The organism is Saccharomonospora sp. NPDC046836, assembly GCF_040645195.1.
In the GTDB taxonomy this organism is placed as follows: Bacteria; Actinomycetota; Actinomycetes; order Mycobacteriales; family Pseudonocardiaceae; genus Prauserella_A.
Genome location: NZ_JBEYXW010000003.1, coordinates 339697 through 354370, shown reverse-complemented (window position 1 = coordinate 354370; position 14674 = coordinate 339697). Strand labels below are relative to the sequence as shown.

Annotated in this window: 13 protein-coding genes; 3 read left to right on the top strand and 10 right to left on the bottom strand. The window is 70.7% G+C overall.

All coding sequences use genetic code 11. The features are described from left to right. Positions 1–825: 825 nt before the first annotated feature. From ABZ863_RS06415 to ald, 4 genes are all read right to left on the bottom strand, one after another. Positions 826–4581: an ABC transporter ATP-binding protein gene (locus ABZ863_RS06415; RefSeq protein ID WP_358531701.1), complete on the bottom strand. Its 3756-nt coding sequence runs from the start codon at positions 4579–4581 to the stop codon at positions 826–828. Positions 4582–4601: 20 nt separating this feature from the next. After that, positions 4602–5489: an ABC transporter permease gene (locus ABZ863_RS06410; protein ID WP_358531699.1), complete on the bottom strand. Its 888-nt coding sequence runs from the start codon at positions 5487–5489 to the stop codon at positions 4602–4604. Beyond that, complete coding sequence (locus ABZ863_RS06405) at positions 5489–6529, bottom strand: ABC transporter ATP-binding protein (RefSeq protein ID WP_358531698.1); 1041 nt, start codon at positions 6527–6529, stop codon at positions 5489–5491. Before ABZ863_RS06405 ends, ABZ863_RS06410 begins: the two co-directional genes overlap by 1 nt. A gap of 375 nt (positions 6530–6904) precedes the next feature. Next, a complete protein-coding gene (gene ald, locus ABZ863_RS06400) occupies positions 6905–8011 on the bottom strand; it encodes an alanine dehydrogenase (protein ID WP_358531802.1) in 1107 nt (368 codons plus the stop codon). A 156-nt stretch (positions 8012–8167) separates the two neighbouring features. On the opposite strand from ald, the gene ABZ863_RS06395 reads away from it, so the two are divergent. Continuing rightward, positions 8168–9127: a zinc-binding dehydrogenase gene (locus ABZ863_RS06395; protein ID WP_358531696.1), complete on the top strand. Its 960-nt coding sequence runs from the start codon at positions 8168–8170 to the stop codon at positions 9125–9127. Positions 9128–9173: 46 nt separating this feature from the next. Here ABZ863_RS06395 and ABZ863_RS06390 read toward each other — a convergent pair whose 3' ends face one another. The 3 genes from ABZ863_RS06390 to ABZ863_RS06380 are packed head-to-tail and all read right to left on the bottom strand — an operon-like array spanning position 9174 to position 11541. Further along, positions 9174–10742: a helix-turn-helix domain-containing protein gene (locus tag ABZ863_RS06390; RefSeq protein WP_358531694.1), complete on the bottom strand. Its 1569-nt coding sequence runs from the start codon at positions 10740–10742 to the stop codon at positions 9174–9176. Next, positions 10742–11188: a VOC family protein gene (locus tag ABZ863_RS06385; protein ID WP_358531693.1), complete on the bottom strand. Its 447-nt coding sequence runs from the start codon at positions 11186–11188 to the stop codon at positions 10742–10744. The genes ABZ863_RS06390 and ABZ863_RS06385 overlap by 1 nt, the downstream gene beginning before the upstream one ends. Beyond that, on the bottom strand, positions 11185–11541 hold the full coding sequence (locus ABZ863_RS06380; RefSeq protein WP_358531692.1) for a PadR family transcriptional regulator: 357 nt from the start codon (positions 11539–11541) through the stop codon (positions 11185–11187). Before ABZ863_RS06380 ends, ABZ863_RS06385 begins: the two co-directional genes overlap by 4 nt. 62 nt (positions 11542–11603) lie before the next feature. Here ABZ863_RS06380 and ABZ863_RS06375 point away from each other — a divergent pair, with 62 nt between their 5' ends. Next, on the top strand, positions 11604–11993 hold the full coding sequence (locus ABZ863_RS06375) for a VOC family protein (RefSeq protein WP_358531691.1): 390 nt from the start codon (positions 11604–11606) through the stop codon (positions 11991–11993). On the opposite strand, the gene ABZ863_RS06370 is transcribed toward ABZ863_RS06375, so the two are convergent. From ABZ863_RS06370 to ABZ863_RS06360, 3 genes are all read right to left on the bottom strand, one after another. Further along, positions 11973–12503, bottom strand: a complete 531-nt coding sequence (locus ABZ863_RS06370) for a hypothetical protein (protein ID WP_358531689.1) — start codon at positions 12501–12503, stop codon at positions 11973–11975. The genes ABZ863_RS06375 and ABZ863_RS06370 overlap by 21 nt on opposite strands. Positions 12504–12598: 95 nt before the next feature. Continuing rightward, positions 12599–13021, bottom strand: coding sequence for a hypothetical protein (locus ABZ863_RS06365; RefSeq protein WP_358531801.1), 423 nt, complete (start codon positions 13019–13021; stop codon positions 12599–12601). 123 nt (positions 13022–13144) lie between these two features. Further along, positions 13145–13735, bottom strand: a complete 591-nt coding sequence (locus ABZ863_RS06360) for a TetR/AcrR family transcriptional regulator (protein ID WP_358531687.1) — start codon at positions 13733–13735, stop codon at positions 13145–13147. A 140-nt stretch (positions 13736–13875) separates the two neighbouring features. Here ABZ863_RS06360 and ABZ863_RS06355 point away from each other — a divergent pair, with 140 nt between their 5' ends. Next, positions 13876–14664, top strand: coding sequence for an SGNH/GDSL hydrolase family protein (locus tag ABZ863_RS06355; protein WP_358531685.1), 789 nt, complete (start codon positions 13876–13878; stop codon positions 14662–14664). Positions 14665–14674 lie beyond the last annotated feature (10 nt).

Here is a 14674-nt window from a genome sequence, read left to right as displayed (position 1 = left end):
CGGGCGACTCGGGCGCTTGAGCCGGGTACTCGCGTGCTGGGGCGGGCGACTCGGGCGCTTGAGCCGGGTACTCGCGTGCTGGGGCGGGCGACTCGGGCGCTTGAGCCGGGTACTCGCGTGCTGGGGCGGGCGACTCGCCCACGGGAGCGGGCAACTCGCGTGCTGCGCCGGGGGATTCGCCTGCCGGACCGGGGGACTCGCGTGCCTGGGCGGGCGACTCGGGAGCCTGAGCGGGGTACTCGCATGCTGGAGCGGGCAACTCGGGTGCCTGGGCGCGCCACTCGCGCACCGGAGGGGGCCACTCGTGCGCCGGACGGGGCAACTCGGGCGCCGGAGTGGGCAACTCGCATGCTGGAGCGGGCAACTCGGGTGCCTGGGCGCGCCACTCGCGCACCGGAGGGGGCCACTCGTGCGCCGGAGTGGGCAACTCGCATGCTGGAGCGGGCCACTCGTGCGCCTGGGCAGGGGACTCGGGCGCCTGGGCGGACAGCTCGCGCTCCCGGGCGGGCAACTCGCGCACCTGGGCGCGGGAGTGGGCAATTCGCGCGCCGGACCGGGGGATTCGCCTGCCGGACCGGGGGACTCGCGTGCCTGGGCGGGCAACTCGCACACCGGAGCGGGCAACTCGCGTGCCTGGGCGGGGTACTCGGGCGCGGGAGCGGGCGACTCGCGCGCCGGAGCGGGGGACTCGCGCACCCGGGCGGGGGACTCGCGTGCTGGAGCGGGGGACTCGGGCGCGGGAGCGGGCAGTTCGCGCGCCGCAGCGGGCGACTCGCGCGCTGCGCCGGGCGACTCGCGCGCCGGAGCGGGGGACTCGCGAGTCCGTCAGGTTGGGGCGCCCAGGCGCCAGAGCCTCGCGTAGTGGCCGTCGGCCGCCAGTAGGTCCGCGTGCGTACCGTCCTCGACGATCTGGCCGTGGTCAAGGACCAGGATGCGGTCGGCACGCGCAGCGGTCGCCAGCCGGTGCGCCACCAGGAAGGTCGTCCGCTGCTTCGCCAGCTCGTCGGTGGCCTGTAGCACGGTCGCCTCGGTCGCCGGGTCGAGTGCCGCCGTCGCCTCGTCCAGCAGCAGCACGTCCGGATCCGTCAGCTCCGCTCGCGCCAGGGCGACCAGCTGGCGCTGCCCCGCCGACAGCGCCCTGCCGCGCTCGCCGACCTGCTGGTGGAAGCCCGCCGGCAACGCGCCGACCGCCTCGATCGCGCCGACCGCACGCACCGCCGCCTCCACCTCGGCATCGGTGGCCGAAGGCCTGCCGTACCGCACGTTGTCGGCCACCGTCCCCGCGAACAGGTGCGCTTCCTGCGGCACGACGCCGAGCCTGCCCCGCAGGCTCGCCAGGTCGTAGTCGCGTACGTCGACTCCGTCGATCCGTACCGCTCCGCCCGTGACATCGTAGAAACGGGCCACCAGCTTGACCACTGTGGACTTCCCCGCGCCGGTCGCACCCACGAGCGCCACCGTCGTACCCGCGGGCACATGCAGAGTGATGTCCCGCAGGGCGAAGGATTCCGTGCCGGGATAGGCGAAGTCCACACCGGACAGTTCCACCTCGCCCTTGAGGCGATCGGGTACCGGCACGGGATCCGCCGCGGGCGGTACAGAGGTGGGCATACGCAGCAGGTCGCCGATCCGGCTCAGGCCGACCTTCGCCTGCTGGTAGCCGTCGAACACCGAGGACAGCTGCTGCACCGGAGCGAAGAACAGGCCGAGGTAGAGCAGGAACGCCAGCAGCACACCGGGCGAGACCGTGCCGTCGGCGACGCGGCTCGCACCGGCCACCAGCACGATGGCCTCGGCGATGCCGGACAGCAGGTTCACGAACGGGAAGTACGTCGCGACGTAACGCTGCGCCCGCAGCCGCGAACGCCGGTAGGCGTCGCTTCGGGAGGCGAAGTCCTGCGCCGAGCGCTCCTCACGCGTGTAGGCCTGCGCGACCCGCAGGCCCGTGACGTTCTCCTGCATGTCCGCATTGACCGCGCTGACGCGTTCGCGTGCCTCGGTGTAGGCGGCCGAGGCGAGCCTGCGGAAGATCACGGTGGCGACGCCGAGCACCGGCAGGACGGCGAACGCGTACAGCGCCAGTCCCGGGTCGGTGGCCACCAGCGCGCCGCCGATGCCCACGAGGGTGAGCAGGCTGACCACGGCGGTCGCCAATCCCGTCTGCAGGAACGTCGACAGCGCGTCGACGTCGGTGGTCATCCGGGTCATGATCCGCCCGGCCAGCTCCCGCTCGTAGTAGTCGAGCCCGAGCCGCTGCAGGTGCGCGTAGCTACGCACACGCAGCAGGTACAGCACCGACTCGCCGGTGCAGGCGGTGACCCGGGTCTGCGCGGCGATGACGAACCAGTCCAGCGCGATCACCAGCAGCCCGATGCCCGCGGCCAGCCACACCGCGGACTCGACGCCCGCGCGCACACCGTCGTCCACCCCGCGCTGGTACAGCGCCGGCACCGCGACGGTCGCCGCCGCGTCGATCGCCACCAACGTGATCACCAGGGCCAGCAGTCCCCGGATCGGACGCAACAGCCTGCCGAGGCGGAAGCGCGGGTCCGGCGCCGCGGGGTCGGCACCACCGAGCTGGGGTTCGCCCGTCGCGGCCGGCAGCTCCCGGACGCGGCGCAGCAGCTCCGGCGTCGGCGGAAGGTCCAGCGAGGCATGGGATCCCGGGCCGCCGCCTGCCATACCGGCCGGTGCGCTCGTCCGTCCCTCGGCGGACTCGGCCAGCGCGGCGACGTCGTCGCGTCCATCTCGTTGCGGCCACAGCTGCGGGGTGATGCCGTTCTCGTCGGTGGTCAGCTCTTCGCGCCGGTGGATCTCCTCGACGTCCTGGCCCGGTCCGGCGACCAGGTCACGGAACAGGGCGCACCGGTGTTCCAGCTCCTCGGCGGTGCCGATGTCCACCACCCGCCCGCCGTCGAGCACGGCGATGCGGTCGGCCAGCGCCAGCGTCGAGCGCCGGTGGGCGATGAGCAACGTGGTGCGGGCGCGGGTGACGGTGCGCAGCGTCTCGTGGATCGCGGCTTCCGTCGCCGTGTCCACCGCCGAGGTCGCGTCGTCGAGGATCAGCACCCGCGGATCGGTGAGCAGGGCCCTGGCCAGCCCGAGGCGCTGCCGCTGCCCGCCCGACAATGTCAGCCCGCGCTCGCCGACCTGCGTGTCGTAGCCGTCGGGCAGTGCGCTGATGAACTCGTGTGCCTCGGCGGCCTTCGCGGCCGCAACGACCTCCTCCTCGCCGGCGTCCGGCCTGCCATAGGCGATGTTGTCGCGCACGGTCGTGGAGAACAGGAACGCCTCCTCGAACACCACCCCGATCGTGCGGCGCAGCTCGGTGAGCCGCACGTCGCGCACATCGACGCCGCCGATCCGGATCGACCCGGCGTGAACGTCGTAGAACCGCGGCAGCAGCAACGAGATGGTCGACTTGCCCGAACCCGCGGTGCCGACGACGGCGAGCGTCTCGCCGGGACGCGCGTGCAGGGACACGTCGTCGAGCACAGGCTCGGTCCGGGTATAGCCGAACCGGACGCCGTCGAGGCGCACCTCCAGCGGGCCGTCCGGCACGGGCAGCGGGTCGGGACGTTCGCGCACCTCGGGCTGCGCGTCGATCAGCTCGTGGACGCGCTCCGCGCCGGCACGGGTGAGCTGGGCCTGTACGACGAGGCTGGCGAGCATCCGCGCGGGGCCTATGAGCGCCGAGACGTAGGTCGCGAATGCCAGGAACGTGCCGAGGCTGATCTCCCCGCGTAACGCCAGGATGCCGCCGGCCCCGAGTACCGCGATCTGGCCTGCCGCAGGCAGCGCCGCGGTGGTGGCCGCGGGGACGGCCGAGAGCCGTGCCGCGCGCAGGCGCTCGGCGTAGAGCTTGCGCGCGGTCGCGGCCAGCCTGCCGACCTCGCGCGACTCCTGGCCGAAGCCCTTGACCACTCGCACGCCCGTGACGGTCTCCTCGACGTGCTGCGCGATGTCGGCCGCGCGCTGTTGCGCCGCCCAGGTCGCGGGGAAGAGCTTGCGCCTGCTGACCGCGATCACGATGGCCACCGCGGGAGCGACGATCAGCGCGATGATCGTGAGCAGCGGCGACATCCACAGCATCGCGCCGAGTGCCAGCAGCGCGAAGATCACCGAACCCGCCGAAAGCGGCACCTGCATCAGGATGCCGGTAACCAGCTGGAGGTCGGTGATGGCGCGGGAGACGATCTGGCCCGTGCGCAGTGCGTCCTGTTTGCCGCCATCGAGCCGCGACACCGCGCCGAAGACGGCCTGCCGCAGGTCGTGCTGGACGTCGAGCGCGAGCCTGCCGCCGAGATAGCGGCGGGCGAACGCGCCGCCGAAGGTGAGCAGTTGCAACACGACCAGTGCCGCCGCGAGCCAGCCCAGCTGGGCGGTCTCGCCGACGACGGCGTCGTCGACGGCGACCCTCACCACCAGCGGGCTGGCCGCCTGCAGGCCCGTGCCGACGATTGCAGCGCCGAGCGAGAGCACCACCAGCGCCGGGTGGCGCCAGCAGGCCGCGGCGAGCCGGCGGATCCACCCGGTTTGTGGGTCGTGAGTGTCAGACCGGGTTCGTGCTCGGGTGAACACTCACGACCTCCTCGCTTCTCTTAGGTGATGTCCCTGCGTTGGTTAGCGGCCCACCCTCCGACGAAGAACACCATCGTCCACGTCAGGAAGACCAGTGCGGAGGCCCACCACGAGAATGCACCCGGTGCGCCAGCGATGAACTGCAGGAGCCACTGGAGGTCTTCGTTCATATCACCCTGCACCGACAGTCCGGCCGCACCGAACGCCTCGGCGCCGATGGCTCCCACGATGCCGTTGAGCGTTCCGTTCGGCAGCACCCCGCCGAGGAAACGCAGGTGCTCCCAGCCCGCCGTCAGGAAGAGGAACGTGTTCTCGACCACGAGCATCCAGATCGTCAGCGTGATGGTCGCACCGACGACGCTCTTCCACACCGCACCCACACCGACGCCGAACAGCGTCGCGAGGACGGTCGCCAGAACGCCGGCCCCGAGCACGGCGAGCCACTGCTCGGCGCTGGGCAACCCGATGCTGTCGACGGTGAGTACCGTCGCCAGGCTCGCCGATCCCACGATGACGAGGCCGTACGCCACACCCCAGCCGATGTAGGTGAACATCTTGGCGCTCAGCGCCGACACGCGGTTGGGGGCGGTGAGGAACGTCGTCGTGATGGTCTTCTTGCCGTACTCGCCGGCCAGCGCGTACACACCGAAGATGATCGGGAACATCATGCCGATGTTGATCCCGTGGCCGAGCGCGAGTAGGCCGACCGGAAGCTGGCCGAGCTGTGTCCCGGTCAGCTGGGCCAGCTCCTGAGCCTCGTCGCTGCTCAGCACGTCGTTGACGTCGTTGGTGCCCGCGCCCCAGCCGATCGCGAACAGGAACGCGAACAGCACCGCTGGGATCATCAGGCCCCACCAGCTCTTGGTGGTCAGCGTCTTGCGGATCTCCGCCTTGATCAGGTTGCCCATCACTGGTGCCCTCCCCAACCCTGCTGCTGACCGGGCTGGCCGAACCCGGGCGGCGGTGTCTGCTGCGGCTGCTGATATCCCGGTGGCGGTCCGCCCCAGCCGGGCGGTGGCTGCTGGCCGTAGGGAGCCCCCGCGCTGTACTGCGGGCTGGTCAGCTGGAAGAACAGCTGCTCGAGGTCGGCCTTCTCCTCCTGCATGCCGTACACCGCGATGCCGGCCTTGGCGGTGAGGTCGCCGATCTGCTGCACGGTTGCGCCGGACACCGCGACGCGGCCGTCCGATGTCGGCTCCACCTGCGACAGGCCGTTCTCCTGCAGCGCCTGCACGAGGGCGTTCGCGTCGGCGGGCTGCACCAGCACGCGCGAGCGCTGGCTGGCACGCAGCTGCTCGAGCGGGCCGTAGTAGCGGGTCATGCCGGCGCTGACGATGACGACCTGGTCGATGGTCTGCTCGACCTCGGACAGCAGGTGGCTCGACACGAGCACGGTGCGCCCCTGCTGAGCCAGCGTGCGCAGGAACGTCCGCAGCCAGGCGATGCCTTCGGGGTCGAGACCGTTGGACGGCTCGTCGAGGACCAGTACCTGTGGGTCGCCGAGCAGCGCCGTCGCGAGCGCGAGCCGCTGCCGCATGCCGAGCGAGAACTCGCCCGCCTTGCGCTCGGCCGCCGGCGCCAGGCCGACCAGGCCGAGCATCTCGTCGGCCCGCTGGTCTGGCACGCCGATCGCGGCGGCGTAGATCCGCAGGTGGTTGCGGGCGGTGCGCTTGGGATGGAACCCCTCGTTCTCCAGCACCGCGCCGACCACTCTGGCGGGGTTGCCGAGCTGTTGGTAAGGCCTGCCGTTGATCGTCGCGGTGCCGGCCGTCGGTGTGACCAGGCCGAGCAGCATCCGCAATGTCGTGGTCTTGCCTGCCCCGTTCGGGCCGAGGAATCCGGTGACGGTACCGGGTTCCACTGTGAAGCTGAGATTCTGGACCGCGGTTACCGGTCCGAACTGTTTGGTGAGGTTCTGCACCGCGATGCGGCCACTGCCGTCGTGCATGCTGCCTCTCGTTCCCCTCGTTGGTCTGCGCTGTGGCGGTGATCATCCTGCCGTACGGCGGGTTTGGACGGTGCTCGGAGGTCCGCCGGTTCCATTGGGAAACAACGCAGGTCACGCAGGGTGACGGCGGTGCGAGCGGATGGCCTTCGTCCCGCGATCCACGGCTGCCCGCGGTGTCGGATGAGGAAATATTTCCGGCGACATGCGCCCCCAGAGGAGCGAACTCGTCACCGAACACCTAAGCTTGTACGTGGCGGCCCGCTCCCGGTGACCCCCAGGCTGGTTGAGCGGGCCGCCCCTTACTGACGCTTATACGACACAGGCCACTTCCCTGGTTGGACCCAGGAAAGTGGCCTGTGTCGTGTGGTGCCCGGCTCAGAGCTCGATGGCCTCGTAAGGCAGCCCGTGTGCCGTGGCGACGGGCTCGTTGGTCAACGTTCCGGAGTGGGTGTTGAGTCCCCGCGCCAGCGTGGCATCGGCGCGCACCGCGCCACGCCAGCCGAGCTCGGCGAGGCGGATCGCGTAGGGCAGGGTGACGTTCGTCAGCCCGTAGGTCGATGTCCTCGGCACCGCGCCGGGCATGTTGGCCACGCAGTAGAACACCGAATCGTGTACCCGGTAGGTCGGCTCGTCGTGGGTGGTGGGGCGGGAGTCGGCGAAGCAGCCGCCCTGGTCGATCGAGATGTCCACGAGCACGCTGCCCGGTCGCATCCGCGCAACCAGCTCGTGTGACACCAGTTTGGGCGCCTTCGCACCGGGCACCAGCACCGCGCCGATGACCATGTCGGCCTCGACGACAGCCTGCTCCAGCGCCAGCGCGTTGGACGTCACCGTGTGGATGCGGCCCCCGAAGTCGTGGTCGATCTGCCGGAGCCGGTCGACGTTGGTGTCCAGAACCTCCACATCGGACCCCATGCCGAGCGCGACCCTCGCGGCGTTCACACCGGCGACGCCACCACCGATGACGACGACCTTCGCCGGCTGCACGCCGGGCACCCCGCCGGGAAGGACGCCGCGGCCGCCGTTCGGCTTCAGCAGTGCGAAAGCCCCTACCTGCGGTGCGAGCCGGCCCGCCACCTCCGACATCGGCGCCAGCAGGGGGAGCGAGCCGTCCGGCTTCTGCACGGTCTCGTACGCGATGGCGGTCGTGCCCGCGGCCAGCAACGCTTCGGTGAGCGGCCGGTCGGCGGCCAGGTGCAGGTAGGTGAAGAGCACCTGGTCGCGGCGCAGCAGTTCGTATTCGGCGGCGATGGGCTCCTTGACCTTGAGCACCAGCTCGCCTTCGGCCCACGTGTCCGCGGCGCTCGGCAGGATCTTCGCGCCGGCGGCGAGGTAGTCCTCGTCGGTGATGGCGGAGCCGAGTCCCGCCTCGGTCTCGATGAACACCTCGTGCCCACGCTGGGTCAGCTCGTGCACGCCGGCTGGAGTGACCGCGACGCGGTACTCGTGTTTCTTGATCTCTCGGGGGATGGCGATGCGCACGAGTTTCCTTGCCTTCCTTGTCGCGGTGTTGCCGACCACAGTGCGGCACGGGGCCCGCGGTGTCATCGTGGGGACACGACAATGATGACCTGGCTGAATGGTTCTGGCAGAACAAGCTGTTGACCTCCACTTAAGTCGAGCCCACATGCTGGTGCCATGAGAGTCGTCTGGCTGACTGAGTTCGGCGGTCCGGAAGTGCTGGTGCCCGGGCAGGCACCCGACCCGGAACCGGCCGCCGGTGAGGTGCTGATCGACGTCGAGCTCGCGAACATCACGTTCGTGGAGACACAGTTCCGCCGCAGCGGTTTCGGGCCGTTCACGGTGGAACCGCCGGTGGTTCCTGGCAACGGCGTCGGCGGCGTGATCAGCAGGGTCGGTGCCGGTGTCGACCCGGATCTGGTCGGCAGGCGGGTTGTGAGCAGCCTCCGGGGCTCCGGCGGGTACGCCGAGCAGGTCGTGATCGACGCGGATGCGGTCATCGAGGTGCCCGAGGGCCTGCCGCTCGATGCCGCGGTGGCGCTGCTCGCCGATGGACGCACGGCCATGCTGCTGGTCCGCGGCGCCGGGCTGCGTCCCGGTGAGCGGGTGCTCGTCGAGGCTGCGGGTGGCGGAGTGGGGAGCCTGCTCGTGCAGCTGGCGTGCAACGCGGGAGCGGTCGTCGTGGCCGCGGCCGGTGGCGAGCGCAAGCTCGACCTGGCTCGCGAGCTCGGCGCGACGCACGTGGTGGACTACCGGAAGCCGGATTGGACAGACCGGGTGCGGCAGGCCGTCGGCGTTGTCGACGTCGCGTTCGACGCGGTGGGCGGCGAGGTCGGCACGGCGGCGTTCGAGCTGGTCGGCAAAGGTGGCCGGATGGTCACCTTCGGTGCGGCGAGCGGGGCGCCGACGGAGATTCCCGAGGAGCTGGCCGCTGCGCGCGGCGTAACCGTGGGGTGGGGGATCGGTGCCGCGCCCGCGGAGCTGCGCGAGCTGGCACGCGACGCACTGGCGGAGGCCGCGGCAGGCCGGCTGCGCCCGGTGATCGGCCAGCGGTTCCCGCTCGAGCGGGCAGCCGATGCACACGCGGCGATCGAGTCCCGCGTCACCATCGGCAAGACACTGCTCGAGGTGCGCTGAGTCAGGTTCCGCTCGCACCGGCACGCATGCCGATTTCGAATGATCTCTAGGACCAGCGGAGGGCGACTAGCTGGGTGAGCAGGGCCAGGCGGGTGTCGGGGTCGTCGAGGTCGAGGGGTACGAGGTCGAGCAGCTTCCGCACGCGGTACCGCAGGGTGTTGGGGTGGATTCGCAACGCCTGCGCGGCGGCCCTGGGGTCGCCGGGATGGCGCAGCCATTCGTACAGCGTCGCGATGTAGTCCGTCGCGTTGGCGGCGTCGCTGGCGCGAATGGTCGCCAGCGGGCCCAGTTCGGTCACCCGTGCGAGGCTTGCCGCGGTCGCCACGCGATGTAGCGCCAGCGCCGTCCACACCTCGTCGAACGATGCCACGCGGCCGGGCAGTAGGCCTGCACGCAGGAGCCCCAGTGTCTCCTCCGCCTCCGCGCGGGAACGCGGCAGCTCAGCCAGGTCGTATGCGCCGCCAGCGGCGGCCCGTAGCCCGCCGGTGTTGCGGACGGCGGGCACCTCGCCGAGGGCGGCACGCATCTGCGGCCAGCCGCCGGGACCGTTGTTGTCGGGTACGACCGCGTACAGCAGACCCCCATCCTCGGCGGCCACCGGACGGCGCCCGATGCCCTGGGAGATGCGCTCCAGCAGGGCAAGGCGCAGGCCCTCCCCGTCGATCGTCTCGCCGCCGGGGGTTTCGATGGCCACGACATGGTGCGGCTCGTCGGTCAGGTCCAGCTCGGCAACGGCCTTTCGCGGGCTGACGTCGCCCCGCAGCAGCGCGCGGAGCAGTTCCGCCGAGGCTCTGCGTTGCACGTCGGCGTGCGCGCGGCGGCGCAGCAGGTGCAGGGCGACAACCGGCGCCGTGTCGGCGAAAGCGGCCGCCCGCTCGTCCGGAACCGGCCCTGGCACCACCGCCCACATCGAGCCGAGCAGCTCGCCACCCATCCGGATCGGCACGATGAGCCGTGGCAGCGTGCCGTCCTGCTGCCCTGGCACGAAGATGGTCTGCCTTCCGCGGGAGAGCTCGCGGAAGACACCCCGCGAGCGGAACCGTGCGAGCACGTCGTCCGGAATGCGCCTGCCCATGATCGTTGCCACGCGGGCGGGATCGGTGATGTCCTGGCGGGCCGAATAGGCGAGCACGCGGGAGTTGGTGTCCTCAATGGTCACCGGAGCGTCCACAACGGAGGCCACCGCGTCGGCGAGGCGGAACAGGTCGCTCGCCGCCGGATCGCCGCCGTTCTCCAAGGTGTCCGACTCGTCGGCGATCGCGTCGAGCACCGTGCGCAGCAACCACACCAGCTGCGCCCACGAGGTGGCGGCGTGGACCCGGATCAGCCCGATCCCTGCACGCTGCGCTGCCCGGCGGACCGACGGCTTCGCGGCCAGCGGGGGCTTGAACAACACGGCGGCGGCCTCGTTGGCCGCGCTGGCACGGATGAGCTCGGTGGCACCGGCGACATCGGCGACGGCCACGGCGAGCACGAGATCGCCTGCGCTGGGCGGTGCCGGTGATCCCGGCTCGGCGATCACCACATCGGCGACGGCCGGGCTGGGCTCCGGCAGATACAGCGCGTGCAGCAGTGTCGGCCCCACCCGGTCGACAACACTGCGCACGGAGACCATCAGACCTCGCGAGGGGTACGAGCGTCGATGTCCTCTGGCGTGAACCGTTCCCGCTTGGTGGTGAGCGCCCAGCGGTGGCCGTGTGGGTCCACCACGCGGCCGTAGCGCTCGCCGAAGAACATCTCCTCCACCGGGGCCTCGACCGTGGCGCCGGCGAAGACCGCCCTGCGGAACAGGTCGTCGGGATCCCCGGTCTCGAGCGTGAGCAGGACCGGAGTCCCGCCGAGTGTGGTCGGTGCGAGCGCGTTCAGCTCGGTGATCTCCTGGCTGACGAGCAGCCGGGCATCGCCGACGGCCATCTCGACGAAGAGCACCGTGCCGTCGGGCAGGACGTTGCGGAACAGCTCGACGGCACCGAATGCCCTGCGGTAGAAGGAGAGCGCGTCGTCGACATCGCTGACGAACAGGTGCGGCGCCAGGCCGAGGGCCCGGCTGGGCCTCGTCATGCGCTTGCCTCCCGCTGGTCCAGCAACCCGGCCTCGGCGGCCGCGACCGCGAGCCGTCCGATCAGCGCCGCCTCCCGCCCGGCGGCTTGCCGGCCCAGCTCGGTCAGCTGGTAGTAACGGCGGCGCGCGTCATGCGGACCGGTGTGGGTCATGCCGGGAGCTTCCTCGATGAGGCCGTCAGCCGCCAGCCGGGACAGCGTGCGGTAGAGCGTGCCGGGTCCCAGCTGCACGGAACCACCGGTCAGCTCGTTGACGAAGCCCATGATGCCGTAGCCGTGTGCCCTCCCGCGCGCGAGCGCGAGCAGGACCTGGAACGCGGCTGGAGTGAGCGGTGGCGGGTTGCCCATCGCCATGGGCAGAGCATACGCTCCACCGCTGTTGTATCCGTACTGGATATATTGGGAGTGGACTCATCATGGCGATCCGCGGAGTCAGCAAGGTCATTGTGGGCGTTCAGGATCAGGACATGGCGAAGCGGTTCTGGTCCGAGACGGTGGGTTTCACCGTCACCAGGGAGGATCCCTACGGTGAGGGCGGGCGCTGGGTGGAGGTCAGCTCGCCGGACGGGCAGATCGCGTTGGTCCTGAGCACGAATCCGGCGGATCGGTTCCGTGCCCCCGCGAGTGGTGAGCGGCCCACCGCGAACTTCTTCCTCTACACCGACGACATTGAGCAGACCTATGCGGAGCTCTCGGCGCGTGGTGTCGACTTCCCCGCGAAGCCCGCGCACCAGCCCTGGGGTTGGTGGGCGATGTTCACCGATCCGGAGGGCAACCGCTTCGCGCTAACGCAGCGCAACGCGTGAGCGGTACCAGGGCGTCCGGCCGCCAGGGGTGAACACCGACAGCAGGGTCGCGACCACCAGCAGCGTCAGCCCGGCGAGCATCGCGGTGATGAACAGCGTCGCGGTGCCGCCGACGTCGCCGCCGTCGGCAGCGGCCTGTCCGGCCGCGACGAACCGCGGGATCACGAGCAGGTTCCCGCCGAGGTGCAGCGCGATGGTGAGGACCAGCTTCGCCACGACCCAGTGGTAGCGCACGAGGCCCCATTTCGTGCCTGCTCCGAGGAGGAGCCCGCTGAGCAGCGCCATCGAGCTGACCGGGAAGTAGAACGTGCCGCCGAGCACGCCGGCGATCACGTAGGTGGCGGTGGCGGTCGCCTCATCGGAGCTGGACAGTCCGACGATGCCCAGCGTGAGCAGGCATGCCTCGACGCCGATCCAGCCGACCGAGCTGACGATGTGCACGAAGAGCACCCATTTGCGCTGCCGCCTGCCGAGTGTGAGCCGGGGAGCCTGCCGAGTCTTGGTCGTCATGGCCAGAAGCGTCGCCGCTGCCGTTGCGTCGCGTCGTCGGCCGCGGATCGACACCTGCGCATACGCCTGCGGTCGTAGGCGGTTCGGACCTGTCGTCAGTCGGCGAGCGCGTCGGCGATCCAGTCGGCCACCGGCAGATCGCGTTCGAGGCATTCCGCCGAAAGGCGCAGCGTCCAGCGCAGTGCCTGCAGGATGAGGCTGTCGACCTCGTCCGGTGCCGCGTTGGCGAGCGCGATCTCCACCTGCTCCTCCGCGGCCTCGGTGTTGCCGTGCACCTCGGCCAGCAGGGTCCGCACGGCAGTCCGCACGGGCGGGTCGGCCTGGTCGATCGAGACCTCCTCGCCCGCCTCGTCGAACACCTGCACCCTGACCGGCGCGGCGCCACCGTCGCCCAGTGTCGCCACCATCGCGCTGCACGCGCCGAAGAGCAGCAGCATCAGCTCGCGGGTGTCGGCAACGCGCTCCCCGGCAGCCGGTGCGAGGACGTCGAGCGCCTCGGCGTCGTCACCGAAACGCATCGCGACAAGCGCGCGTTGCGCCTTCTCGACGAGCCCCGTCGGCTCCCCCTCGCTGTCGTCAGCGTGCACGTGCCCATCCAACACCAGGGCAGGCGGATTTGGTGCCGCCCGCAGGAGTGATCGTCATTTCGCGGCGTAGAGCGCGCCCAGTGCCAGCCTGCTCAGCAGTTCGGCGAGCTCGCCGTCGGGCAGGTGCCGGTTGTGGGGTGTGGAGTTGATGAGCCCGAACACGGCGTGTGCCGCAGAGCGCGCGTACGGCTCGTCGAGCCGCGGAACGGCGGCGCGCAGGGCATCGACCCAGACCTCGACATAACGCCGCTGCAGTGCCCGTACCCGGTTGCGGTCGGCGTCGGTGAGGTTGGCGAGGTTACGTTCCTGCACGGTGATCAGCGCGGGCTGTTGTAGCGCGAAGTCCACGTGGAACCGCACGAGCCCCGCCAGGATCGTGTCCGCTTCACCGGGCTCCTGTGCGTGTCGGGTCCCGCCGTCGAGCAGGTACTCGCTGATGGACGTCAGCATCTCCCCGAGCATTGCGTCCTTGCTGCGGAAGTGCCGGTACAGCGCGGGCCCGGAGATCCCCACGGCGGCGCCGATGTCGTCGATCCCGACGCCGTGAAAGCCGTGCTGCGCGAACAGTTCGGCGGCCGCGGCGAGGATCTGGTCGCGCCGGCTCGCCTTCTCACCGCCGGCCAGCGGGGTGGAACTGTGGGGCATCACGTCATTCTAGGCGAGCTGGTTAGCGGCCGCTAACATCCGGCTGATCCGGTCGGGTTACCTACCGCCGGATTGCTTCCCCCTCAGCCGTTCGTACTGGTAATTCTTCTTACCAGCCAACGGCTAACGAGGGGGTCGCCATGTCGGTGAAGACTTTTCGATCGCTTTCGGTGTTCGTCGTCGTCGCGCTCGTCCTCGCCGGTGGTGCGGTCACCGCGTCGGCGGCACAACTTCGCTATGTCGCTCTCGGCGACTCCTACTCCTCCGGCGTCGGTGCGGGCCAGTACGGCGACTCCGGCGGGTGCAAGCGCAGCGCCAATGCCTATCCGCGGCTGTGGGCGGAGGCCAACGGCGTGACGGATTTCCAGTTCGTCGCCTGCCTCGGCGCTCGCACCGCCGACGTGCTCACCCAGGCGGCGGCGCTGAGCGCCGAGACCACACACGTCACTGTGTCGGTCGGGGGCAACGATGCCGGCTTCACCGATGTGATGATCGAGTGCACGCTCGGCGGTGACCAGGCGTGTGTGGCACGGGTCGAGGAGGCCGAGGCCTACGTCAGGACAACGCTGCCCGGCCTGCTCGACAATGTCTACGCCACCCTGCGCGCCGAGGCACCCAACGCGCGGATCATCGTGCTCGGCTACCCGCGCTTCTACCAGCTGCAGGGCTCCTGCAACGGTGGGCTCAGCGAGACCAAGCGCGCGGCGATCAACTCCGGTGCCGACACGCTGGCCCAGGTCACCGGGCAGCGGGCCGCCGGCGCGGGATTCGCGTTCGTCGACGTCCGCGGACCCTTCACCGGGCACGAGATCTGCTCGAGTGACTGGTGGCTGCGCAGCCTGACCTGGCCGGTCGACGAGTCCTACCACCCCAACGCCAACGGTCATGCGCGCGGCTACCTGCCCGCCCTGCAGGCGGTCACCGGCTGACCCCGTCCTT